Consider the following 22,123-nt stretch of genomic DNA (forward strand, 5'->3'; position numbering starts at 1 on the left):
AGCGATCGGCCGGCGCGGACTACGGGAGCTGTGGGGGCGCGATCAGTTCGAGGAATCCACCGAGGGCACCTTCGAGGTAGATGATGCGCGTGCCGGCTCGGGCCCCATCAGTCATCCGGTGAGGTGTCCCGACCGGTCTCCAGCCGTGTCCAGCGCAGAGTTCGAGGACACGATCGAGGTCCGAGACCGTGAGAGCGATGTGCACCGTGCCGACCTGCGCGGGCGAGCCGGCGGACTCGAGCTGTCGGGGCGGGTCGTACTGCAGCAGCTCCACCCGGTGGGGGCCGAGTGCCACCGTCGCTGCGCGGATCACGGCTCCACGGACGCCGGTGGTCGCCGCCGTGACGTCCACGTCGAGCATGAAGGTGCGCTCGAGCACGAACCCGAGACCGGAGCACCACAGCACCAGCGCGTCGTCGAGGTCGGCCACGGTGAGACCGGAGTGAGCGACGTCGGAGACGAGCGGTGATGCCATGACATCAGTATCGAGCTCCGACACGCCTGCCTGAGGATGCGCGGCACTCCTCACCCTCCCTGGGTGAGGCCGGTGATGAGGTTGATGGCGACGGCGACGACGAAGGTGCCGAAGAAGTAGGACAGCAGGGCGTGGGCCAGGGCTACGCGACGTGAGGGGGTGGAGGACTGGGTGATGCTGCTCGCGCTGTAGGCCATCCCGATCGAGAACGCGGTGTAGGCGAAGTCGCTGTAGGACGGGTCCTCGTCCTGGTCGAAGTCGAAGCGGTGGCGGTCGTCGAGGTAGTACATGCGCGCGTACTTGAAGGCGTAGACGGTGTTGACGAGCGCCCAGGCCGCGACGACCCCGACGACCGCGAGGATCGCGGCCGCGGATCCGACGGGGTCCTTCTGCTGGCTGCGGAGGAGTGCGACGACCACGAGGACGAGGCTGAAGAAGGTGGCGGCGATGATGAGCGAGTCGACCAGCTTCCGGGACCGGTCCTCGTGGCGGGCGAGGTCGCGAGTGCGTTCCGGGCCGGCCGGCCACGCCGTCGACCAGGCCCAGACGAGGAACACCGCCGCGGCGATCGCCCAGCCGAGCAGAGGCGACAGATCGGGGACCGCAGTGGACCCTGAGCGCTCGGGCCGGAGATCCTTCAGACGGGCACGATCGGCCCCAGCACATTGAGCGCGACGACGGCCACCAGCTGGACGACGCCCGCGGTGACCAGTCGACCACCGAGGTGCGACGTGTCAGCGGGCCGCTCGGTCACCGAGCCGATCCGTACTGCTCCCGACGTCGTCCGGCACGTGAGTCAGGATGTCGCCCACCTGGCAGCCGAGGACCTCGCAGATGGCGTCGAGTGCAGAGGCACTCACACCATCCTCCTGCGAAGAGGGGGCGGTGTCAGCCGGAGAGGGCAGTGCCCGAGAGCGGGTGGGTCAGTCGTCGTCGCTGTCGGGCGCGGGTGCCTGATCGGTGCTGGTGCTCGAGGTGGAGTCGGACCAGACTGCTTGTGCGCCGGAGTCGCCGATGCGGATGACGTCGATGGTCGCTCCGACGGAGATGGCGATCGCTGCGACGGCGAGCACGATTCCGACGAGGGGGCGGCGGGTGGTGGCGGCTCGGTCCTCGGTTCGTCGCGTGCGGCGGAACCAGAGCCACTGGACCAGGGCGACGAGGAACAGGCCGGCAGCCCAGGGGAGCAGGTGGTCGCCGAGCTCGGTGTGCTTCTCGAGGATCGCGGACGGCTCCGTCTGTCGTTCGAGCGCTTCACCGGCCTGCGTGGTGAGCGGGACGGCGATCAGCGCGGCGAGGGCGATGATCGGGGTGAGGATCCCGAACTTGCGGCGGGCGGCCGGCCAGAGGCTGCCGAGGATGAGCATCAGTGCGGCGAGGGGGAGCAGAACCACGACGGCGTGCACGAGGAGCGGGTGGAGGGGGAGGCCGTTGATCTGCCAGTCGTTCATCGGGGGCGCCTTCGGTCGAGAGGGGGGCTGTCCTCGTGACGCTAACGCGCCCCGCCCTGCGCGCTCTGCCGTTGGACGTGTTCGTGTGAGCCCTCGAACGATCACTCGCCCGTCCTCCGAGCCGACTCCCCGCTTCACCGCCGATATGCGAGGAGCCGACCGAGCGGAGTCAGGACGTGTGCCGGCTCGCCGGTGCGATCAGGCGGCGGAGCCGGTCGGTCACGAGAAGGGCACCGGCGGCGTCGATGGTGAGGACGTCGACGTCGAAGCGGTCGGTGACGGTGTCGAGCGTCCCGACGCCGCCGGCGAGGATCGCGGTCGCGAGGACGTCGGCGGTGACGATGTCCTCGGCGATCACGGACACCTGCATGAAGGGGACGTCACCGGGCTCGGCAGGTCGGCGCCAGACGTGCTCTGCGCGTTCGGCGGTCCCGGAGGTGGCGATCGCGCGGCGACCGTCGCCGAGGGGGACGATGCAGAGCAGCGCCTGCCGGTCGCCGGGATCCACGATCCCGATCGTCCAGCTGTCGGCGGGCGAGGTGAGGACGTCTCCCCCGACATCGAGGAGCCATTCGCCGTCGCCGAGCAGCCGGGCCGCGTGCGCCATGGTGGTCGCTTTGACGGTTCCGGCGAGGTCGATGACCCCGTCGGGCCGGTGCGGGGTGAAGGCGCCGTCCGTCGCCGTTCGCCAGTGCAGCGATTCGGTGTAGGCGGTCCGCATCTGCTCGGACGCGGCCGTCAGCGCGAGCTCGCCGCGGGCGATCCGGGACGCCTCCGACTCCGGCCGGTACAGGCTGAAGCGGGCGTCGGCGTCGGCGAAGACGGCTTCGACGTCGCCGACCGGGGTGTCGTCGGCGGCGCGCAGGCTGACGACGGTGCCCATCGTCGTGAAGGTGTGCACGGTCAGAGTCCGGCCTGGTCGATCGCCGATTGCAGGGAGGTGAGGTACCCGTCGCTGGTGTAGGTCGCTCCGCTGACCGCCTGCACGTTCGCGGACTGGGCGGCGAGGACTTCTTGACGCAGGATCGGCGCGGCCCGGTGCGAGATCGACACGGACCGGCCGTCCTTGTCCGTGAGGTGCACGGCCGTGACGTCGGTGATCTGCCCGCCGGCGACGGTGATCGCGACCTGCACAGCGCCGAAGCGAGTCGGAACAGATGGGCCGGTCCACGTGCCGTCGGCCGAGGCGGACGGGCTCGCAGTGGCCGTCGAGCTCGTACCGGCCGACGGGTCGGTGGGCGCGCCGGCGGAGGGCGTCGTCGAGGCGGGGGCGCCGGCCGGGGTCGGCGTGGTCACCGCGGGAGCCGCTCCGTCCGTGGCTGTGGTGTCGCTCGTCCCGGTGGCGAGCGGGGACCCGGTGGCGCCGGCGGATCCCATCTGCCAGCCGACGACGAGGACGGCGAGGGAGGCGAGGACGCTGGCGACTGCTGCTCGTGTTCTCACCAGTCGAACCTCTCCACGTGGATCTGCCGGTCGGGCAGGCCCGCCGCTCGCGCGTCGCGGACGACGAGGTCGGCCCAGGCGGTCGGACCGCAGACGAACAGGTCGGATTCGAGCAGGCCCGGCAGTGCCGAGGTGATCGTCACACCTCGGGCGACGGACTCGGCGGACATCCACGTCGCGAGCCCTGCGGGCCGCCGGCCGATCATCCCGATTAGCGCGCCGCGGCTGCTGCGGACCAGTGTCCGAGTCTCGTCCCAGAGGTAGGTCTGGGAGTCGTCGGTGGCGCGCAGCAGGACGGTGGCCTCGCCGGGTCGGAGGCCGCCGTGCTCGAGGAGCGCTCGGGCGGGGGTGATGCCGATGCCGGCGGCGATGATCGCGAGCCGCGGGGCGGTGCGGGCGACGTCGGTGAAGATCCCGTAGGGCCCCTCGATCGAGACCGCGGCCCCGGGGCGCAGTCGTGCGAGACGGTCGGTCCCGGCTCCGAGTGCGCGGACGGTGATCCGAGCGCGGGTGTCGGTCGGGACGGCGGAGAAGGAGATCGGGTGCGCATGCCACCAGGTGCCGCGGCTCCAGAACCGCCAGATCGCGTACTGCCCGCCGATCACGCCGAGGCGGGAGAGGTCGCGGCCGGAGAGGTGGAGCGAGAAGACGCCGGGGGCGATCGTCTCGACGGCCTCGACCCGGATCCGGTGCCGCAGGGTGGCGAGTACGGGCACCGCGAACCGGAACCTGGCGATCGCTCCGAACGCCAGGACGTAGAGGGCGAGCCAGTAGACGCGCTGCGGGGTGCTCCCGGCGAGGACCTGGCCGGCGGAGAGCTGGTGGGGGACGGCGACGAGGACCGCCGCGTAGCTGAGGAGGTGGATCGCGTGCCACGCCTCGTACGCGAAGCGGCGGCGCACGGCGACGAGGGAGGTGACGACGACGAGCACCAGCAGGGTGCTGCCGAGCAGCGCCAGGAGCATGTCGGCGCCGGAGTACAGAGCGAGTGCCTCGTTCCACAGCGTCAGCCCGTCGGTGAGGGCGTAGCCGACGGTGAGCAGGGCACCGTGCCCGAGGATCAGAGACAGGGCGGGCTTGCCGAGGCGACGGTGCAGCGCCATCGCGGTGTCCTGGCCGAAGGTGCGATCGATCCAGGGGATCCGGGCGGCGAGGACGAGCATGACCAGGATCAGGTCGGTGCCGACGAGGCCGGCGACGATCCCTGCGGCCGTGAGAGCTCCGGCGATATCGGTGGCCTCCGCGGGCCCGCCGGCTGCGAGGTAGAGCGCGATGGCGAGGGCGACCGAGACCCAGCTGGCGGTGACGAGCGCGTCCGCGGAACGCAGGCGCCGACGCAGGGATCGCTCGCGGTCGGCCTGCGACCGCCGCAGCGTGGTCGGCGCGTGGGGTGCGGGTGCGTTGGTCGGTCGGATCGTGGTGCTCACGGCGGCGCCCTCCGGTCGGTGTCGCATGCGCCGACCTCGGGTTTCCGGGGGCGCGCTCCTACCGTCGCGGGGGAGTCTTGGTGTCGACTATGAGGGATGCGTGCCGATTCCCCGCCGGAGTCCGATTCGTGTTCGAGGTCTCACATGTCACCGCTCGGGCAGCACGACCGTCACCCTCACTCCGGCGGGTCGACAGTTCTCGATGGTGACCGATCCGTCCGCGGTGTCAACGAGAGCTGCGACGAGGGCGAGCCCGAGCCCGCTGCCGCCGTCGCGGCTGGTGCGCGCCTCGTCGGGTCGAGAGAAGCGCTCGAACGCGTGCGGCACGAACTCCTCCGGGATGCCGTGCCCAGTGTCCCGGACGCTCAGCTCGAGGGTGGAATCGTGCTGCTCGAGCAGGAGGGTGATGCGTCCGGCAGGAGGTGTTGCGGCGATCGCATTCGCGCCGAGATTGTCGAGGATCCGCGAGAACGCGCTCACCGAGAGCGGGTAGGGCGCGTCGGCGCGCTCGATCGCGGTATCGAGCTCGATGTCGGGGCCGGTGCCGCCGGTGATCGTCCTCAGCCGGTCGACGGAGTCCATCAGCTCGGTCTCCAGCTCGCTCGCCGTCGCGCGCGCGGTGACGGGCGGGGCGGCGTCCAGCCGGGAGAGCTCCAGGAGGTTCGTCGCCAGGCGGGACAGGCGGGCGAGGGACCCTTCGGCGGCGCGGATCTCTTCTTCGAGGGCGTCCGCGTCGCCGAAGTGCCGGTGCGCGAGTTCGAGCTGGGTGATGACGACTGCCAGCGGCGTGCGGATCTCGTGGCTGGCCGCGGACACCATCTGCCGCTCCCGATCGGCGGTGTCCCGCGTCCGGGCGATGAACGCGTTCAACGTCTCCGCCAGATCCGACAGCTCATCAGTCGCCGGGCCTACGGGAAGTTCGCCGCCGTGCCGGTCGCCGAGCGACGCGGCGGTGCGGCGCATCCGCTCGACCGGACGCAGGGCGGCGCCGGTGAGCAGCCATGCGGCGAGGGCGGACAGGATCACGAGGGCCGCGGCGCTGACGAGCAGCGTCCGGTCCAGGGCCGCGACGGTCAGGTCGCTGCCGGCGCCGCTGCGAGCCGCCCACAGCTCCCACGTGCCCGCACTCGTGTCCAGGGTCCGGGAGACGATCGTGAACCGGACGTCCTCGTCGGTCATCACCGTCGAGGTGCCGTCGCTGCCGGTGCTGCGCTCCAGAACCTCGTGGACGTCGTGCGGCATCGTATCGACGGGGACCGCCCCGCCGGGAGCGCGCGCGAAGATCAGGATCCCCTCGGCCGGAGGGTCGGGGGTCTCGGTCGGGTCCGATCCCAGATCGGCGAGATACGGGGCGAGGTCGCCCTCGGCGAGGGTCACCTCGGACGCGACGACGATGCTGCGGAACTGCCCGTGCAGCACGAGGGTGATCACGCCGACCCCGATCAGCGCGACGAGGAGGCTGCCGAGGGTGATCCGGGAGCGGATCGACAGGGAGCGCAGCAGCCTCACTCGGCGCGCTCCAGCCGGTATCCGGCGCCGCGGACGGTCGTGATCCGGAGGCCTGTGTCGGCGAGGGCGAGCTTCTTGCGGAGGTAGCTGACGTACTGATCCACGAGGGTCGGCTCGAACGTCTCCGTAGACCCCCACACTTCGGCGAGGATCTCCGTCCGGGTCAGTACCTCATCGAGATGCACGGCGAAGAAGCGCAGCAGCGTGAGCTCCTTGACACTCAGCGCGAAGGGACGCTCTCGGACCGTCGCGCGCACGGACAGGGCATCCAGGCGCAGCGCTCCGATCTGGACCACTGGCTGCGGGCCGCTGGCTCGGCGCCGGATCTGTGCGCGGATCCGGGCGCTCAGCTCGCCGAAGTGGAACGGCTTCGTGACGTAGTCGTCGGCGCCCGAGTCCAATCCAAAGATCCGGTCCTCGACGGCGTCCCGCGCCGTGATCAGCACGACCGGGACGGTGCTGCCCGACTCGCGCATCCGACGGCAGACCTCGAACCCGGTCATCCCTGGCAGCATGACGTCGACGACGGCGACGTCGACATCTCCCGCCGTGAAGGCGATCAGCGCATCGACACCGTTGTCGACGAGTTGCACGTCGTAGCCGTCCTCCCGCAGTCCTCGCTCGACGAGGGCGCCCATCTGCGGGTCGTCCTCGACGACGAGGATCCGGGACATCAGATCGCGCCGGACGTGCCGAGCAGCGACCCGATCAGGAACGTCGCGGCGAGGGCCAGCGCGCCGCCGACGACGATGCGGATCATCGGGCGCAGAGCCGGGCTGCCGCCGACCCGTGCGCTGATGTATCCGGTCGCGGCGAGGGCGATCAGCACCACGGCGAAGGTCACCGGAACCCTCCAGTCCGGCGGAGGGAGCAGGATCGCCAGCAGCGGCAGCACGGCTCCCAGGAGGAACGCCAGCGCCGAGGCGCCGGCGGCGGCGAGCGGGCTGGCGACCGCTTCCTCGTTCAATCCGAGCTCCGCTTCCAGATGTGCGGTCAGAGCGTCGTTCTCGGTCAGCTCGCGGGCGACCTGGCGCGCTGTCTCCGGGGTCAGGCCACGCGCTCGATAGAGCCAGGCGAGTTCTTCCAGCTCCCCGTCGGGATCCTCGGCCAGCTCGACCCGCTCCTTCGCGATCAGTGCGCGCTGGCTGTCGCTCTGGCTGCTCACCGACACGTACTCGCCGAGCGCCATCGAGATCGCACCGCCGACGACCCCTGCGACGCCCGCCGTCAGGATCGGTGCCGTGGCGGTCGTCGCTCCGGCGACACCCACGACGAGAGCGGCGACCGAGACGATGCCGTCGTTCGCGCCGAGCACGCCCGCTCGCAACCAGTTCAGCCGCCCTGAAATCGCGCTGTCGTGCGGTTCCGCGCGGGGCGAGGAGGGCTGAGGCGTGAATGGGGTCGACATGAGGGCCATGCAAGCACCCACCCCTCGGTAGCGCTAGCCAGGCGAGCCTGCCCGATCCCGTCAGTGCTGCACCGGCTGGGAAGAGACGAAGGGGAGAGGCAGAGCCCAGCGCCGGCCGGGAGTTAACCCATGCAGTCAGGGTGACACGGACCCCCGTCATTCGCACTCGGACAGAGTCATCGATGGTGCAGAGCCCCAGTCGAAGCGGCGATCTGCACACCTCGGTGGGCGAGGAGATGCGGACGGTGCCGGCGGGCTCACCGCTGTCAGCCGGACGGCGCTCGCTCGCCCGAAGGGCCAGCCCACACCTGAGCACACTTGACAAAATACCCCCTCGAGCAGCCGGAATCCGGTCGATCCCTACAGTCCTCCTCCTGCGCCGCGGCGAGGTGGTGCGCCGCCACTCGGGCGTCCTCGCCGCTGCGGCCCTCGCCGACCTCGCGGAGAGCGCCCTCATCCACCCGACAATCCGGAAGAGCGCATGAGCCTCATCTCCCTCCCTCTCGGACTCCTCATCGGAGCAGTCCTCGGCCTGGTCGGCGCCGGAGGATCGATCATCGCCGTCCCTGCGCTCGTCTACGGCGTCGGTCTGTCGACCGACGAGGCCGTCCCCGCGTCCCTGATCGTGGTCGGACTGGCCGCGCTCACCGCCGTGATTCCTCGACTGCGCCGCGCGATCGACCGGCGCACCGCCGCCCTCGTCGGCGCCGCAGGAATCCCTGCCACGTGGGTCGGCTCCCAGGTCAACAAGGTCCTCGACCCGGACGTGCTGATGCTGGTCTTCGCTGCCCTCATGGTCGCTGGCGGTATCCGCATGCTCACCGCCCCACCCACCGGACACGATCACCGGGTCCGCCTTTACGCGCTCCGCGCGATCGGAGTCGGCCTGGTCGTCGGATTCCTCACGGGCCTGCTCGGCATCGGCGGGGGATTCTTCATCACCCCCGCTCTCATCCTCCTTCTCGGCCTGTCCGCGGGTACCGCGGTCGGCACTTCGCTGGTCATCATCGTGATCAACTCAGTCGCAGGTCTCAGCGCCCACCTCCCTGGCGCCACCCTCGACTGGCCCGCCATCCTCCTGTTCAGCGGCGCCGCGATCACCGGATCCCTCATCGCCTCCCGCTACGCTTCCCGCCTCCCGGACAGAACCGTCAAGATCGTGTTCGCCGTACTCGTCCTTGTCGTCGCCGTGTTCGTCGCGTCCGTCAGCATCGCGGGACTCCTCACCCGCTGACGCTCCGGCAATGAGACGGACAAGCGATCGAGAATCGCGTCACAGTCTCCGCGCTGATACCCCCAGGGGTACTTTGAGCCGGAAGCTGACGCTCACCCGCAGCATCACAGCACTCGACGCGCCTCCCGCGCCGCGAACAGGAAGAACGAGCATGACCGACACCGCTGGCCAACTCCACGACACGGACGCCATCCGGAAGATCGCGAACCGCCTCAAGCGCGCGCAGGGGCAGCTCACCGCCGTGATCAGCGCGGTCGAGAGCGGCGGTGACTGCCGAGACGTCGTCACCCAGCTCTCCGCCGTCTCCAGCGCTCTGGATCGGGCTGGCTTCGCAATCATCTCCACGGCCATGCGTCAGTGCCTCATCACCGACGACCCGGACTCCGCCGCCGACGACGCGGCTGACGCCCCTCCGCGCAGGCTCACTGTGGAAGAGCTCGAGAAGCTTTTCCTCACCCTCGCCTGACACGCCAGACCGGGCACTTCGTGTCCGGTCATCGTGTTCATGGGGAGTGCCGCGCCGCACGTGCGGCTGGACACTTCCGCGGCCACTACTCGACGTCTGGCAAGAGGAGACGGCGTTCCAGGATGTCGGGGGCGAGGATGCTCAGGTCGGGGCGCAGCTGCTGCGCCTTCTGCTGGAAGGCCCGCGGAGCGTCGCAGGGCGCGCGGATGACGCCGGCGCCGACGCCGTCGGCCCACCCTCTAGAAGGGCCACACCGGTCGCACTTCGACGAGCCCGAAACGCGCCATCGGATGCTCGGAGGCAATCGCGATCGCCGCGTCGAGATCATCAGCCTCGACGATGTTGAAACCGGCCACCTGCCCGGAACCGTCGATGGACGGCCCGTCGACGACGATGCGTTCCCCTCCACGCACGCGCACGGTTCTGGCGTCCTCGGCTGGTCGCAACCGGTCACCGACCGCATACGAGCCGGATGCTCGCAGCGCCTCTACCCGCTCGCCGGTGGTCCCGTCGCTCCCGGTGAACGTCGCTACGCCTAGGTCGCCGGCCAGTGGAGAGGTGGAGCCGTCGTCCGTGTTCGTCGCCAGAGGCGGGCCGACGGTGCAGGCTCCGCCGTGCATCCCGTCACGACCGCCAGGCATGCCGCGACCGCGACCGTGCTGCGCACTCTCGAGAACGTCCCCACCGGCTCAGGCTGAGCGACGTCACCGCTTTCCTGGTGGTCGCCTCTCGGCCTGAGCGACTCAGCGCCGTTCCGAAAAGGAGTGTCTGCTACGGGTCATCAGGAAGCCCGACGGCTCCTAGGCTGACCCGATGAGTTCCCCGGCACCGACCCGCCCATTCGTGGGTGTAGCGCGCATCGCCGTCGGTGCAGCCGCCGTCGCGGTGATCCTCCACACCTACGCGCTGAGCATTGCGGTCGGCGACCCGAATCCGTTCGACTACTTCGGCTACTTCACGAACCAGACCAGCCTGCTCGCGAGCGCGGTGCTGATCGTCGCCGGATCGGTCGCGCTCGCCCGCCGTCCGACGCCCGTGTGGCTGAGCTACGTCCGCGGCGCGGCGACGGCCTACTCGATCGTCGTCGCCGTGATCTACAACACCCTCGTCCCCGGTACCGGCACGGCCCCGCCCTGGGTCAGCGCCGTCCTGCACGTGGCGCTCCCCGCCCTCGTCCTCCTCGACTGGATCGTCGTCAACGACCGCGGACCGCTCTCCTGGCGCCGACTGTGGGTGGTCCTGCCCTACCCGATCGTCTGGGTCGTCGTCGTGCTCGTCCGCGGAGCGACCGACGGGTGGGTGCCGTACGGCTTCCTGCTCCCCGAGAACGGGATGCCGTCGCTCGTCCTGCACGTCGCCGGGCTGACCTGCGCGGTGCTCCTCGCGGGCGCGCTCGTCTGGGCACTGAGCCGACGCCGCAGATCGGCCGGTTGATGTCCTGTCCTCCGTCGCCGTGGATCATGAGGCGTGCTGATTCCCGACGTCGGGCGCGTCACCTCTCGTGCGCCGCGGCTCGGCCGCAGCGGGCTCTGATCACGCGCGACACGAGATCGATGACCAGCAACCCCGACATCATTTCAGTCTCGCGAACCCGAGCGCCTTGTGCGCGTCCCGTATGGGGATCGTCGAGCGATCACCTGAACGCCGATTCGTGGACCGACGCACGCCGCATCGCGACGGCGGGACGATAGAACCCCTGGGAGCCGCCGTCTCTCACCATTCGTCGCCCAGCTTGCGGAGCCGGTTGTCCTCCGGCAGGGTCTGGCGCGAGAAGTCGTGCAGAACGTCGGACGACGCCGTTTCCTGTCCGTCGCGTTCAGCTCGTCGGATGGCCGCGAGGACGACGCATGTCACAGCCACGATCAACGCCGCAGCAGTCGTCAACGTCATCCATGTCGGCTGAACGGTCGAACCGTCCGAGCACAGCGGGTTCCAGAGGAACCGCTCTCCGGTCAGGCTGCCTCCGCCGCGGGTCCGGCACGTCTCGCTCGGGTCCCACATGTAGATGGAGGCAACCGCTCCCATGACGGCTGCGAGACCGCCGAAGACCAAGGCGAGAACGACGGGCGTCGCTGCACTCGGTCGCGGGGGCTCTCCAACGGTCATCGGGACATCATGCACTGCACTCCACAGGATCGATCAAGAACCGGAACAACAGGCGCGGCTGCGAGCGCCCCGCAGGGAGGTCATCGCGCAGCGACAGAGGACTTCATCACTACACCGACGCGCAGAACCTCGTCCGAAGGGAAGCGGAACGGGTTGAGGGAGAGCAGGTCATCCGCCGTCATCCCCGCTCTTCCCTTTCTCGTGCGGGTGGGGCGACCGGATGGAGTGGTCGCAGTTCCCTCAGGGGCCACAGCGCCTTGCTCGTGACCGGGCTCGTGGATGAGCCCAGAGAGCGCGGACGCCCTTTCGTCGTCGCGGGAGCGACGATCGCGGCTGCAGCCGTTCTCTGCGCTCCCGTGTACGACGCCGGTCTAGCCGTCCTCCGGACCGAGGGGGACGTGCCGACAGCTGCTCTCGGTGCGCCCGCCCGACGCGATGATCCCGAACAGCTGTCGAGCCAGCTCGGAACGACGCCGCAAGCGCGCATCAGCTACGGGCAGCGGTATGTCTTCTCGAAGTCGGTTGCCGTGAACTGCCTTCCCTCGGTCATGGAGTTCAGTGACGGGCAGATGTCGTTGTTGTGCGCCGCCGCTACGAAGGGGGTCGCTGCTTGTGGGACGCAGCCGTAGTCCTGGTCGGGCTGGTCGAGGATGCGCAGCTGACCCGTCTCCCCGGCGGCGAGGTGAAGATCGGACCAGGAGCAGGACCAGGTGAGTGAGGCTCCGGTGTCGTTGGTGATGCTGACGTAGTGCGAAGGGCCATGCACTCCGAACAGCAGATCACCTACCCACAGAACCGCGGCCGCCACGACGGCTGGAGCGCCCAGCGCGATCGACAGTCTCACCGACCGTCGTTGGCGCGGTGGCGTCTGCCGGTCCGGTGAGAGCCCGCTCGGATCCCAACTGTCCAGACCTTCAACCACGGCGTCTCCCCTCAATGGGCGAGAAACGGCCTCGACCGCTGCCCAGCTCGAGTCCGCCCACGGGAGAAGAGTAGGCGTGATGCGGCTCTCACCACGAGGAGCAACCGGCTCGCGGCCGAGAGCGTCCGCAAGGCGATCGTTCACAGACGCATTGCGGGACTGGCGATGTTCGTTCGTGAAGTTTGAGACGAAACCGTGCTCTGAGGGCATTCACTACTGAGGGGGTGATGTCGGATGGTCGGTGCTGCTGAGGTGACGCTGGTAAATCGTCTTCGCGGCGGTGACCCGTCGGCGCTGGATGCTCTCTTCCGGATGCACGGCCGCGCGGTCTACCGGGCCGCGGGAAGCTTCCTCGCGGACGCCGGTCATGCCGAGGACGTCGTGCAGGAGAGCTTCTTCCTGCTCTGGCAGCGCCGCTCGGGCGTGCGCATCGTGGGGGAGTCGGTGCTGCCCTGGCTGCTGGTCACGGTACGCAACCTCAGCTTCTCGACCAATCGCCGCGAGCAGCGCCGACGCCACCTGCCCCTCTCCGACGACACCGCCTCTCGCGGCGTCGACGCGGAGGCGAGCGAGCGGCTGCTGGACGTGCGACGTCTGGTCGAGCAGATGAGCGCGACGGACCGCGCGATCTGGACGGCGTGCATCGAGGACGACCTCAGCTACAGCGATGCCGCGCGTTCCCTCGGCCTGTCCCGCGGGACGGTCCGCAATCGCCTCTCGCGGGCACGGGCATCGGTGACGAGAGCCCTGACGGAACGGACAGAGGACCATGGACAGTCGTGACCTGAGCGATGAGCAGCTCGAGCGCATCAGCGCACGCCTCGCGCACCGCATCCGCCGCCGCCGACGTCTTCGCCAGGCCGCGGCGGTGACGCTCGCCGGCATCGCCGGCGCCGTCCTCAGCGCGGCAGTCCTCACGGCGGTGACGACCGAGCGCGGCACTCCGGTCGCAGCGCCCGTCACCTGCTGGGAACAGGACGGGCAGGGCGTTGCCCTGTCGGGCGAGATCCAGACGCCCGCGAAGCAGTCCACTGCGTCGCTCGCAGCGGCGTGCGCTGCGCTCACGGGGACCGACGCAGACGGGACTGACGCAGCCTTGTTCTCCCTCGCAGGAACTCAGGTGTGCCAGGAGGGCGGCCGGATCGAGATCTTCACGGGACTGACCACCGCGGTCGACTGCACCGATCCGCCCGCGACGCAGACCGGAGTGGACCAGTGACCGTCAGGCGGGCGAGAGTCCTCCCCCTCATAATCCTCTGCCTCTCCGCGGCGCTCCTCGTCAGTGGATGCGCGACGAGCGCCGGCAGCCCCGGTTCCCCACCGACGACGCAGATACCCGGCGAGCTGCTCAGCGCCGAGGACGCGACCAGGTCCGTCTACGAGACCACCTCGGTCATCGGCGATCAAGGATCAGGCGGATGGCTGCTCGATCACCCCGTCAGCCTTCGCATCATCGGCATCGACGGCCGGTCGGAGCTCAGCGTCGACGGGCCGTGCAACACGCTGACCTACGACCTCCAGTCCGCGGGTCTGCAGACGTCCGTGTGGGTCGTCAGCGGGGGCCCCGCGACGACCTACGTCGGCTGCCTCGACGCCGCCGGCGAACGAGAGCAGTGGCTCATGGACGTGCTGGGCGCCGAGGACGTCAGCCTCACCCAGACCTCCACGACGATGCGCATCCGCTCCGGCCCCGTCACCATCGACGCCACCGCCAGCACGACCCCCATCTCCACCGAGACGCCTGCCGAACCATCGGAGGCGACGGAGGCCCTGACACCCACCGTTCCGACAGAGGGTCCGCCGGGCACCCCCATTGCCACCGCCGCCTCTGAGGGACCGATCATCGACGTCCAGCAGCTGACGAACCCGGCGCTCGATCTAGCCAACGGTCTCGGGATCCGCCTCTCGACGCTCAGTGCGGAGGAGAAGAAGCAGTACCCGATCTACGCGGTCGGAACCACGTACAAGGAACTCGCCGCGTACGAGCCCGCTCTCGCGGACCACTACTGGGTCGCACCGGACGAGCCGGTCTGGGCGCTAACTGTGCACGCACCTGCGGAAAAAACGGACGTGCCCTACGGCTTCGACCTCCATCGAGTGGACGTCTTCACCGCCGTATACGACGGGATCAGCGAAGAGCTCCTGACATCACAGGGCGATGTCGACCTCGCGTCTCTCGGTGCGCCCGGCGAGCTGATCACTGCCGGATAGATCCTTAGTTACCGTCCGTATGGGAATCCCCAAACGGGACGCCAGAGGCGATGCGGATGAGGCGAAGCGCGCGATTGCTTGGTGGCGCGCTCGCTACGCTCACGTGATGGTCGGCCTCTCGCAGTGGCGCCGGCGAGCTGACGCTCGCCGTTCGCGCCGCGCCCGGTTCCGGGTTCTGCTCGCTGAGGTTTGTGGTGAGTGCTCGCACCCCTGGGTGGAGCACCTCGCGGACGCCGGCCTGGTTGGCAGCCCCGTGTGCTCGGAGTGCGTCTACGAGCTCGAGCATGGGTTCAGTAGCGGACCGATTTGTCACCGACCGGTTCCGATTGATGTGTTGAGTCGCGCTGATGCCGCTGCGGCGGCGGCAGGGCAGGGCCGCAGTGATCAATTGGTCGGAGGAGGCCGGATTCGGGTCGCAAAAGAAGACCGTGACGCCTCTTCGATCGCGACCCTGCGCGAAGCGACAGCCGCTCTCTTCTTCGGGCTGGTCCAGCCCAGAGATGTGATCGCTCTGGCGGCAGATCTTCTCGCAGCGGGGAGTGACGGCGTGTCCCTCGTCGCACTCGCGTCTCTCTACTCCAGCGCCACTCCCGCCGACGCCTTCGACCTCAGCTTCGCGGCACTCATCGAGGCGGGCGCGCGACCGCTAGATCGGGACGGGGAAGAGATCCCGCTTCTCGCGCTGCGCGTCGCATGCCTCCGGTTGCTCGACGGGGACTGGGATCTCCGCTCCTTCTCCTCCTGGGTGCACGACCGCATTGGCCACGAAGGACCGGCAGCTGCGCAGCCCCTTGTCGAGGTCGATGACGAGCTCGACGCACGAGGCATCGGAGCCGGCGAGTGATACCGCCAGAAGGTCCTTCGACTCGCCGCCACCTTCCTCGCTGACACAGAAGGACCGGCGAGCGAGGACCACTAGCGAATCCGTCCGGTGCACGATCGTCAACCGGTCAGTTCCGAGGGCTGGTGTCACCCCAGAGGAATGTGGGTAAGCACGGCGGCCGGGTCGGGAGACCCGTAACCGAACTCCCGACCAGTGGCTTACCTCACCCGGGTAGGTCCGCGGTGCGTGCTGGCACCGGGGACGTCCCAGGAGGACAGGAGGCCGAGCATCGAGCGCTTGTCCTCGAGGTCGGGGTTCCGGGTCAGGAGGAGGTGCAGATTTCGGACGATGAGGTCGAAGTGCTCTCCCTCGGTCCGCCCTCCGGGGCGGGAGAGAGACGACGCCTCGGCTGGCCAGAGCGAGTCGGTGCCGAGCATCATCTTGACTGGGTACACGCTGACGCCAACCTGCACAGTGACGGGGTAGTAGGAGTTCGTGACGTCCTGTCGTCTCGGTGGGGCCGCGAAGCTCACGAATTCTGCTGCGGGTACGTCGTATGTGAAGCCGCTCGCGGTCCACAGCTCGAACATCCAGTCGGTCCACAGCCCTGAGTCGTCGGGGACGCCCTCGACGTTCGAGTCGCGCTCCATACTGCAGAACAAGGTCCACATGTCGAGTCCCGTGAAGCCGACCATCTTCTCCACGAAAGCTCGCAGGGCGCGGTCAGCCGTCTCGGCGTCGTAGAGCAAGCTGATGTCGTCAGTCACGAGCGCTCCTCTTTCTTTTTGGTCAACGTGGATGGGCGTGGCCAGGCGAGTACGGCTCAAGGGAGTCCCACAGGCTGTTGCTGCTAGTGCGAGTGGTTTGGCCTACTTTGCCCAGCGACGAAGGCGGCGCAGCGTCTTGGGATCTGCGCGCACGATGCCGACGTCCCGATGGAACCGGAATTGAGGGGGAGCATCGACCAGCTCCAGTGCGGCGCGTGCCGAGCGCTGGATCGTGTCGGAGTCGCCCTGGACGGTGGCCGCGCCGATGCGGGCAAGGTGCCATCGAAACACTTCGGAAGAAAGTTGCGAGCTGACCTCAGCCGCCCAGGAGTCGAGGTGGGCGATCGCCTCTTCGACGTCTCCCGAGCCTCCTCGACTCAGAAGCACCTCAGCGGCGGAGATGCGTAGCGAGCCGGAGGTCCCGTTCAAGGTCGGATGCTCCTCCATTGCCGACCGGTACTGATGCAGCGCCTCCTCTGCGTCGCCGGCTTGGGCCGCGATGTTCCCGAGAAGCTCGCGACTGTGCGCACGATCTGCGGCCCAGTTGTGCTCGGGGAGGTCCACGGCACGGGCCAGCAGGGGGCGGGCGGCGTCAATCAAACCTGCATCGCGAAGAGCTATCGCCTTGATCTTGAGGTACTGCTGACGGTTACTGGGACGGGCTCGGCCCAGTCGGCGCTCGAACTCATCGCGATCAACGACACCCCGCCCAGGATCACGGAACCAGTCATCTGCCACTTCAGAGATGATCCTCCGCGCGACGCTGCACGAGCAAGGGGAGCTCCGTCCGAACGACGGTGTTCCGTATAGCGATGGTCAGCCGGTCGGTTTCGAGTGGTGCCGCTTCCGCTCCCACTCCTCCGCGAGGATCGCGTAGACCGCTGAGTTGATCCAGGTCTCGCCGCGTTTCTCACTTTGCAGGAACAGGGCCTCTCGCCGCAGGCCCATCTTCTCCATCGCGCGCACGGAGCCGCGGTTGTGAGCTGCGGCACGTCCGATGATGCGGTGCAGACCGAGCGATCCGAACCCGACGTCGAGCAGGGCGGCGCCCGCCTCGAGCGAGTAGCCCAAGCCGGCCGTGTTGGGGTGGAGGAACATGCCGATCTCGCCCTGCTCCCCGTCCGCCGAACGGATCAGGACGGCATCGCCGACGAGGGCCGCCGATGCTCGGACCTCGATTCCGTAGAAGCGGCGATGACCCGGTTCGCGCAGCTCCCACTCGCTGTCCCGCTCCTCGAACCAGGAAGCGTACTGCCCGTCCGAGAGCGACGGGTGGCCGAGGAACCGAGAGGCGTGGGCGTCGCCCCGGTACGCCATGACCGACGCTTCGTCGTCCCGGGTGAGGCGACGCAGGCGGAGGCGGGGTGTGAGCAGATCGACCACGCCATTCATCTGCTCAGGCTATGTGCGGGTGAGGTCGACGCTGCGGGAAGCCGTCCCGTAAAGGGAACGATCATCGAGGGGACCAGCCGCGGCGACGGCACCGCCGAGATCCTGAAGGCGAACGGCTGGCGCTGGGGCCGCTCCATCAGCGCCTGGTACGTCCCGCAGTCCCGCGACCGCCTGCCGAAGTGGTGGACCATCAACCGCGCCGCGACCGCCCTGCGCGACGCCGGACACAAGGTCACCACCGAAGCCGACGAGGCGTTCCGCCCGACCGCCGAGGCGGAGGCGGAGGCGGCGACCATCGAGCGCCAGGCCGCCCGCGTCGACGCGCTCAACGCGAAGGCCGACCGCCGCACCGTCGACGCCGACACCGCCGACGCGGCCGCGCGCCGCGCGTTCGACCGGCTCCCGGAGGGCGGCGAGTCGATCAAGATCGGCCACCACTCCGAAACGCGGCACCGCAACGCGATCGAGAAGGCCCACAACGCGATGGGCCGCAGCGTCGAGGCCGACCGCGAAGCCACCCGCGCCCGCGCCCGCGCCGACGTCGCCGCCCACACCACCGAATCCCGCTACGCGCCGGGCATGGTCGCCCGCCGCATCGAACGGATCGATACCGACATTCGCGGCTGCACGCGGAAGATCGAGGGCAGCTCGCACAACTTCGGCGGCGGCTACATCGAGACGACCGCCCCCGCGACCGGCGCCTACCGGAAGCGGCTGCTCACCCAGCGCGCGCAGCTCGAAGACCACCGCGACTACTGGTCGGATGTTCGCGAGGCGCAGGCCGCGGCCGGGCAGGTCACGATCCACAGCCGCGACACGATCGCCAAGGGCGACATGATCAAGCACCGCTTCGGCTGGCACGTCGTTACCCGCGTGAACCCCAATAGCGTGACCGTCGCGCTCGACTGGAACGACGGAACCCGCCCCTACAAAGTCGCCTACGCCGACGTCCAGGGATACCGCACCGCCGCCGAGCTCAACGCGGCCCGCGAGGCAGCCACGGAGACGGCCGCGGTGAGCTGATCGGGCGAGGGCCGGCCTTCGGGCCGGCCCGTGAGGGGCGGGCCCCTCACACTCCCCGGGGATCCCGATCCGGGAGGCGCGAGCTGAGGAGAGGGTCAACCACAACGCTCTAAATATACCTCAATCGCCGCTATAAAGTTGGCGAATGGTAATTGCGAGAGCGTCTCCACCAACTTGAGCGAGCGGGTCTGGGGCAATCAGATCGGTTCCCATGGCCAGGCGTTCAAGTACCGAATTAAGGTTTTCGAATACTGCATTCCACCTTTGGCCGTCGACCGGATCAATCCATGAGTAGGCTGAGGCGCCATCGAAATCGCTTGACTTGATGTACTGAGCTGCCGTGAAGGCAGCTTCCAGTCGTTTGGATTGTCCGCCTTTTTCATCATAGTAGATCGCATACGTCACCGGTTTAACTCCCGTATCCGGTGCCGTGGCAGTTAGGACGATCGAGCAGTCCGGCGTTTCAAGATCGGCTTCTCCTCCGATCTTTATCGATGACCAGTCAGTAATTGTGTAGTCAACATACCCGCTTACGTCTAACGAATTGAAGGAGGTGGCGATGTTCTCACAAACTCCGGCAAAAGGATTGAGATCAACTTCCTCTAGCTCAGTAGACGAGGGCGCTGGTGCCTCAGTGCTTCCGACGGCGGTGGTGTCCGGCTCCGAGGGCGCACTGCTCCTGGCGGTGCTCACGGGTGGTGACACGCCCCCTGCAGAGCAGCCCGTCAGAAGCAGAGCGCTCGACACGGCGATGACGTAAAGGAATCTGTTCGAGGCTTGCACTGATGCACCGCTTTCAAGTCGTTCAAGAAACTAGCCGAGAGAACTCTGCTCGCACGACCATGAGGACACCGTGTCCAAACGTAGATCGAGGCGGGGGTCGAGGCCCTCCGCCCTCTGTCGGATCCAGTCGTGATCGCTGAGAAGCTGTTGATCGCCGCCGACGGGCGAGCTCGCGGCCGCACTGCCCCGAGGACGCCGCGCGGCTCGTCGGGTGGAGTCGCGCGACGCTCTACCGCCACCAGGCCAATGCCTCCCGATGGGCGGCTACGGGGCGCCCGGACAATTTGAGCTAGTCCGGCCAGCGACAGGCGCTGCGACGCCTGAATTGACTCTGACTCATAGAAGGGTTTCGGGGGATCCTGTTCCGGGAGGTGCGAGCTGCGCTCGTGCAGCGGCGTCGGAGCGCCGCCGGAAGCGTATCGAGCCGGTAGGAGTCCTCACTTAGACGAGTGAGCGGCACCGCGGATCTCCTCTTCGAGCTGCCGAAGCATGGGAAGAGGACCGTTCGTCTCGTACTTTCCCACCAGCTCAGCGTAGAGATCACCAGAGGAGCGCCCCTTCACTAGCTCGGAGCGGATCCACGCATCGCGTTCGACGCGCCTCTGCTGCTGCTCGCGCCGGACCGCCTCCCATTCTCCTTCGTGACGCTCCTTCGTTCTGGCAGTGCACGACGCGCACGGCTTCACCGCAGCAGTTCGGGATGTGAGACGCACCGAGGCGCCGCATCCGTCTGGGCAGGGAACGTCGACGTGGTCCACTCCCGCGTAATGGTGAACCTGCCCGGCGCCGCCCTTAATCGCGAAGGCCCGCGCGATCGTGTCCGCTCGGACATCGCTGTGCTCCCAGTAGAGAGCACGCACAGTTTCGCGTGACACCGGGCGTCCCTCGATGCTCAGAGCGGCCGCGTACCGCTGAATCGCAGTATCGACGTCGTTACGGGTTTCTTTCAGCTCGTCTTCGAGAACCTGGATCTGCGCCCGCCTCCGTGCCAGCTCTGACACTGCGGCCCACATAGCGTCTTCGAACGGCTGAACGTCTAGATCCGTGCTCATGACAGGCACCGTACCGAGACCGTCTGACATTGTGAGGCTCCCGTCGAAGTTCCGGGGTCTGATGCGTTCGACTGCAATGCCCGAAGACCAGCGTTCGTCAGACTGTGGAGCCGTGTCGCGCTTCCATCGGCGTTCTGCTACGGGCTACCTACCTATATAGGTAGTAGCCCGTGAGGGGCGGGCCCCTCACGCTCCTTGGGGATCCCGTTCCAGGAGGCGCGAGCTGTGCTCGTGCAGCGGCGACGGAGCGCCGCCAGGAGGTCGCCCGGCTGCGCCGGCCGCCGTTGGTCGCCCTACGGGCTCACATCATTTTTTGCCGTGAAGCCTTCGGCGGCTCCCTCCGCTTCGCTGCGGTCGTAGCTACCTACGGGCTCCGTTCAAGTGGCTGCGCCACCGGCTCCTCCGAGACTTTCGGCACGCGGTCGCGGCGCTCCCTCACATCGCGCCGAAACTCTCTCCACCGCCGCCCTGCGGGTTGCACTGCGCCCTCCGGTTGCAAAGGCGGAGAACCGCCTTCACGGCAAAAAAACGATGAGGAAGAGGAAGAACATGCAGCAGATCACCACCGTCAGCACCTTCGTCCCGGCCGCGAACGAGGAGGGGATGCAGAGCCAGTTGCGCCGGATCGCCGAGCGCGACGTCGACCTCTCAGGTCTGGCACGCAACGGGTGGGCGCTGGCACACACCGCCACGATCCCCGGACCCGAGGGCGTCATGTTCGTGGACACCCTCACCCGCACCGAATCCTGACCCGCACCACCACCGAGGAGCAAACGCCATGTCCGACACCATCACCACCAGTCCCGCGGCCAAGGAGCCGACCCTCTGGGGCGCGGTGGCCGAGTTCGCGTCCGTGTTCTCCCACGGAGACACCGCCGACGAGCTGGCCGTGCGACTCAGCTGCGCCGAGGTCGACGCGCTGGCCGGACTCCTGCGAGCATTCGGACGAGATGAGGCCGCGGACCTGTGGATCGCGGAGCACGCGAGCGACGACGACGAGGGCGACGCCCACACCCCGGAAGGAACCCACCGATGAGCGAGCAGCAGCAGACCACGCCCGACCCGGCGGCGACCTACCAGGCGGCCTTCGCGGCCACGCTCTCCGACCCGGCAGTCACGGAAGCGATCGCTCCGACGCTGCCGTGCTGGCGCGCGACGGGCATCATCGACCTCCTCACCCAGGCCGGACACACCGACGCAGCCGAGAAGTGGGCCGAGCTGCACGCCTGGTCCCCGGTCAACGACGAGCACGACCCGCATCGCGGCGACCGGTGGGACGACTGATGCTCACCGACTGGCGCAAGGTTGGTGTTCGGTCCGCGCGGTGTTCGGATTAGGGCTGTGTTCGGAGCGCGATATATGCCGCCAAGTATCGTCCTGCAGTGGTGGCCCACGGGCTGCGCGATTGCGCTCTGATGCCGGTGAGTTCCTCGCGTGGGCCAAGGGAAATCTTGCTGGCAGGGTTGGAGCAGGCTGCGCCGCGCAGTCGTGCGGCGCTGTGCGAGATACCCTCGGCGACCCGGCGCCCACCGAGGCGGGCGCGCGACACACGCCCCACGCCCCAACCCGATCCTCCGCGACCTCCGCCAGACCGCGTGGCTGCCGCGCATGCCGCAGGCGAAAGAGGTGCT

At 68.6% G+C, this 22,123-nt stretch carries 29 protein-coding genes and 1 pseudogene; 12 read left to right on the plus strand and 18 right to left on the minus strand.

What is annotated here, in order from left to right:
* Positions 1-19: 19 nt before the first annotated feature.
* From C5C39_RS09560 to C5C39_RS09605, 10 genes are all read right to left on the minus strand, one after another.
* Positions 20-475, minus strand: a complete 456-nt coding sequence (locus tag C5C39_RS09560) for a VOC family protein (protein WP_104353236.1) — start codon at positions 473-475, stop codon at positions 20-22.
* A gap of 50 nt (positions 476-525) precedes the next feature.
* Positions 526-1,116, minus strand: a complete 591-nt coding sequence (locus C5C39_RS09565; RefSeq protein ID WP_104353237.1) for a DUF1345 domain-containing protein — start codon at positions 1,114-1,116, stop codon at positions 526-528.
* Between the two features lie 93 nt (positions 1,117-1,209).
* Complete coding sequence (locus tag C5C39_RS17980) at positions 1,210-1,335, minus strand: helix-turn-helix transcriptional regulator (RefSeq protein ID WP_181065426.1); 126 nt, start codon at positions 1,333-1,335, stop codon at positions 1,210-1,212.
* A 63-nt stretch (positions 1,336-1,398) separates the two neighbouring features.
* The gene (locus tag C5C39_RS09575; protein WP_104226519.1) at positions 1,399-1,926 is read right to left on the minus strand and encodes a DUF2231 domain-containing protein; all 528 of its coding nucleotides are present in this window, start codon (positions 1,924-1,926) and stop codon (positions 1,399-1,401) included.
* Between the two features lie 169 nt (positions 1,927-2,095).
* A complete protein-coding gene (locus C5C39_RS09580; protein ID WP_258075806.1) occupies positions 2,096-2,827 on the minus strand; it encodes an FAD:protein FMN transferase in 732 nt (243 codons plus the stop codon).
* Between the two features lie 2 nt (positions 2,828-2,829).
* The gene (locus C5C39_RS09585) at positions 2,830-3,369 is read right to left on the minus strand and encodes an FMN-binding protein (RefSeq protein WP_258075807.1); all 540 of its coding nucleotides are present in this window, start codon (positions 3,367-3,369) and stop codon (positions 2,830-2,832) included.
* Complete coding sequence (locus C5C39_RS09590; RefSeq protein WP_258075808.1) at positions 3,366-4,796, minus strand: ferredoxin reductase family protein; 1,431 nt, start codon at positions 4,794-4,796, stop codon at positions 3,366-3,368. Before C5C39_RS09590 ends, C5C39_RS09585 begins: the two co-directional genes overlap by 4 nt.
* A gap of 147 nt (positions 4,797-4,943) precedes the next feature.
* Positions 4,944-6,305, minus strand: a complete 1,362-nt coding sequence (locus C5C39_RS09595) for a cell wall metabolism sensor histidine kinase WalK (protein ID WP_104226517.1) — start codon at positions 6,303-6,305, stop codon at positions 4,944-4,946.
* Entirely contained in the window at positions 6,302-6,979 is a 678-nt protein-coding gene (locus C5C39_RS09600) for a response regulator transcription factor (RefSeq protein WP_104226516.1), read from the minus strand. Before C5C39_RS09600 ends, C5C39_RS09595 begins: the two co-directional genes overlap by 4 nt.
* On the minus strand, positions 6,979-7,713 hold the full coding sequence (locus tag C5C39_RS09605) for a VIT1/CCC1 transporter family protein (RefSeq protein WP_258075809.1): 735 nt from the start codon (positions 7,711-7,713) through the stop codon (positions 6,979-6,981). The genes C5C39_RS09600 and C5C39_RS09605 overlap by 1 nt, the downstream gene beginning before the upstream one ends.
* A 481-nt stretch (positions 7,714-8,194) precedes the next feature.
* On the opposite strand from C5C39_RS09605, the gene C5C39_RS09610 reads away from it, so the two are divergent.
* Entirely contained in the window at positions 8,195-8,947 is a 753-nt protein-coding gene (locus tag C5C39_RS09610; RefSeq protein WP_104353240.1) for a sulfite exporter TauE/SafE family protein, read from the plus strand.
* A 151-nt stretch (positions 8,948-9,098) separates the two neighbouring features.
* On the plus strand, positions 9,099-9,413 hold the full coding sequence (locus tag C5C39_RS09615; protein WP_104353241.1) for a metal-sensitive transcriptional regulator: 315 nt from the start codon (positions 9,099-9,101) through the stop codon (positions 9,411-9,413).
* Between the two features lie 239 nt (positions 9,414-9,652).
* Here the strand turns inward: C5C39_RS09615 and C5C39_RS09620 are convergent, their stop codons facing one another.
* Positions 9,653-10,033: a YciI family protein gene (locus C5C39_RS09620; protein ID WP_104353276.1), complete on the minus strand. Its 381-nt coding sequence runs from the start codon at positions 10,031-10,033 to the stop codon at positions 9,653-9,655.
* 193 nt (positions 10,034-10,226) lie between these two features.
* Here C5C39_RS09620 and C5C39_RS09625 point away from each other — a divergent pair, with 193 nt between their 5' ends.
* Positions 10,227-10,847, plus strand: a complete 621-nt coding sequence (locus C5C39_RS09625; protein ID WP_104353242.1) for a Pr6Pr family membrane protein — start codon at positions 10,227-10,229, stop codon at positions 10,845-10,847.
* A 279-nt stretch (positions 10,848-11,126) separates the two neighbouring features.
* On the opposite strand, the gene C5C39_RS09630 is transcribed toward C5C39_RS09625, so the two are convergent.
* The gene (locus C5C39_RS09630) at positions 11,127-11,519 is read right to left on the minus strand and encodes a hypothetical protein (protein ID WP_104353243.1); all 393 of its coding nucleotides are present in this window, start codon (positions 11,517-11,519) and stop codon (positions 11,127-11,129) included.
* 490 nt (positions 11,520-12,009) lie between these two features.
* Positions 12,010-12,285 carry a hypothetical protein gene (locus tag C5C39_RS09635; protein WP_146083907.1) on the minus strand — a complete coding sequence of 92 codons (276 nt, stop codon included), beginning with the start codon at positions 12,283-12,285 and terminating at the stop codon, positions 12,010-12,012.
* A 390-nt stretch (positions 12,286-12,675) separates the two neighbouring features.
* Here C5C39_RS09635 and C5C39_RS09640 point away from each other — a divergent pair, with 390 nt between their 5' ends.
* The 4 genes from C5C39_RS09640 to C5C39_RS17240 all read left to right on the plus strand — a co-directional run bounded on the left by C5C39_RS09640 (position 12,676) and on the right by C5C39_RS17240 (position 15,496).
* Positions 12,676-13,224, plus strand: coding sequence for an RNA polymerase sigma factor (locus C5C39_RS09640; RefSeq protein ID WP_104353245.1), 549 nt, complete (start codon positions 12,676-12,678; stop codon positions 13,222-13,224).
* Complete coding sequence (locus C5C39_RS09645) at positions 13,211-13,660, plus strand: hypothetical protein (RefSeq protein ID WP_104353246.1); 450 nt, start codon at positions 13,211-13,213, stop codon at positions 13,658-13,660. The genes C5C39_RS09640 and C5C39_RS09645 overlap by 14 nt, the downstream gene beginning before the upstream one ends.
* Positions 13,657-14,652 (plus strand): hypothetical protein, encoded by a 996-nt coding sequence (locus tag C5C39_RS09650; protein ID WP_104353247.1) that lies wholly within the window; start codon positions 13,657-13,659, stop codon positions 14,650-14,652. Before C5C39_RS09645 ends, C5C39_RS09650 begins: the two co-directional genes overlap by 4 nt.
* A gap of 214 nt (positions 14,653-14,866) precedes the next feature.
* The gene (locus tag C5C39_RS17240) at positions 14,867-15,496 is read left to right on the plus strand and encodes a hypothetical protein (RefSeq protein ID WP_181136362.1); all 630 of its coding nucleotides are present in this window, start codon (positions 14,867-14,869) and stop codon (positions 15,494-15,496) included.
* Between the two features lie 197 nt (positions 15,497-15,693).
* Here C5C39_RS17240 and C5C39_RS09660 read toward each other — a convergent pair whose 3' ends face one another.
* The 3 genes from C5C39_RS09660 to C5C39_RS09670 all read right to left on the minus strand — a co-directional run bounded on the left by C5C39_RS09660 (position 15,694) and on the right by C5C39_RS09670 (position 17,634).
* Positions 15,694-16,242: a hypothetical protein gene (locus C5C39_RS09660; protein ID WP_104345518.1), complete on the minus strand. Its 549-nt coding sequence runs from the start codon at positions 16,240-16,242 to the stop codon at positions 15,694-15,696.
* A gap of 102 nt (positions 16,243-16,344) precedes the next feature.
* On the minus strand, positions 16,345-16,980 hold the full coding sequence (locus C5C39_RS09665; RefSeq protein WP_104353249.1) for a hypothetical protein: 636 nt from the start codon (positions 16,978-16,980) through the stop codon (positions 16,345-16,347).
* A gap of 78 nt (positions 16,981-17,058) precedes the next feature.
* On the minus strand, positions 17,059-17,634 hold the full coding sequence (locus tag C5C39_RS09670; protein ID WP_104257703.1) for a GNAT family N-acetyltransferase: 576 nt from the start codon (positions 17,632-17,634) through the stop codon (positions 17,059-17,061).
* Between C5C39_RS09670 and C5C39_RS09675 the strand changes: the two genes are divergently transcribed.
* Entirely contained in the window at positions 17,536-18,657 is a 1,122-nt protein-coding gene (locus tag C5C39_RS09675) for a DUF3560 domain-containing protein (protein ID WP_181136363.1), read from the plus strand. The genes C5C39_RS09670 and C5C39_RS09675 overlap by 99 nt on opposite strands.
* Positions 18,658-18,777: 120 nt before the next feature.
* Here C5C39_RS09675 and C5C39_RS17245 read toward each other — a convergent pair whose 3' ends face one another.
* Entirely contained in the window at positions 18,778-19,350 is a 573-nt protein-coding gene (locus C5C39_RS17245; protein ID WP_146083909.1) for a hypothetical protein, read from the minus strand.
* Positions 19,351-19,548: 198 nt separating this feature from the next.
* On the opposite strand from C5C39_RS17245, the pseudogene C5C39_RS17865 reads away from it, so the two are divergent.
* Positions 19,549-19,733, plus strand: a pseudogene (locus C5C39_RS17865) (hypothetical protein); the annotation flags it as partial.
* 144 nt (positions 19,734-19,877) lie between these two features.
* Here C5C39_RS17865 and C5C39_RS09685 read toward each other — a convergent pair.
* Complete coding sequence (locus C5C39_RS09685) at positions 19,878-20,492, minus strand: hypothetical protein (RefSeq protein WP_146083910.1); 615 nt, start codon at positions 20,490-20,492, stop codon at positions 19,878-19,880.
* A gap of 549 nt (positions 20,493-21,041) precedes the next feature.
* Between C5C39_RS09685 and C5C39_RS09690 the strand changes: the two genes are divergently transcribed.
* The 3 genes from C5C39_RS09690 to C5C39_RS09700 are packed head-to-tail and all read left to right on the plus strand — an operon-like array spanning position 21,042 to position 21,776.
* Positions 21,042-21,242: a hypothetical protein gene (locus tag C5C39_RS09690; protein WP_104261639.1), complete on the plus strand. Its 201-nt coding sequence runs from the start codon at positions 21,042-21,044 to the stop codon at positions 21,240-21,242.
* Positions 21,243-21,270: 28 nt separating this feature from the next.
* Positions 21,271-21,528: a hypothetical protein gene (locus C5C39_RS09695; RefSeq protein WP_219813328.1), complete on the plus strand. Its 258-nt coding sequence runs from the start codon at positions 21,271-21,273 to the stop codon at positions 21,526-21,528.
* Positions 21,525-21,776, plus strand: a complete 252-nt coding sequence (locus C5C39_RS09700) for a hypothetical protein (protein WP_104353252.1) — start codon at positions 21,525-21,527, stop codon at positions 21,774-21,776. Before C5C39_RS09695 ends, C5C39_RS09700 begins: the two co-directional genes overlap by 4 nt.
* The last annotated feature ends 347 nt before the right edge of the window (positions 21,777-22,123 follow it).

Origin of the sequence: Rathayibacter sp. AY1F3, from assembly GCF_002931975.1 — a bacterium.
In the GTDB taxonomy this organism is placed as follows: domain Bacteria; phylum Actinomycetota; class Actinomycetes; order Actinomycetales; family Microbacteriaceae; genus Rathayibacter.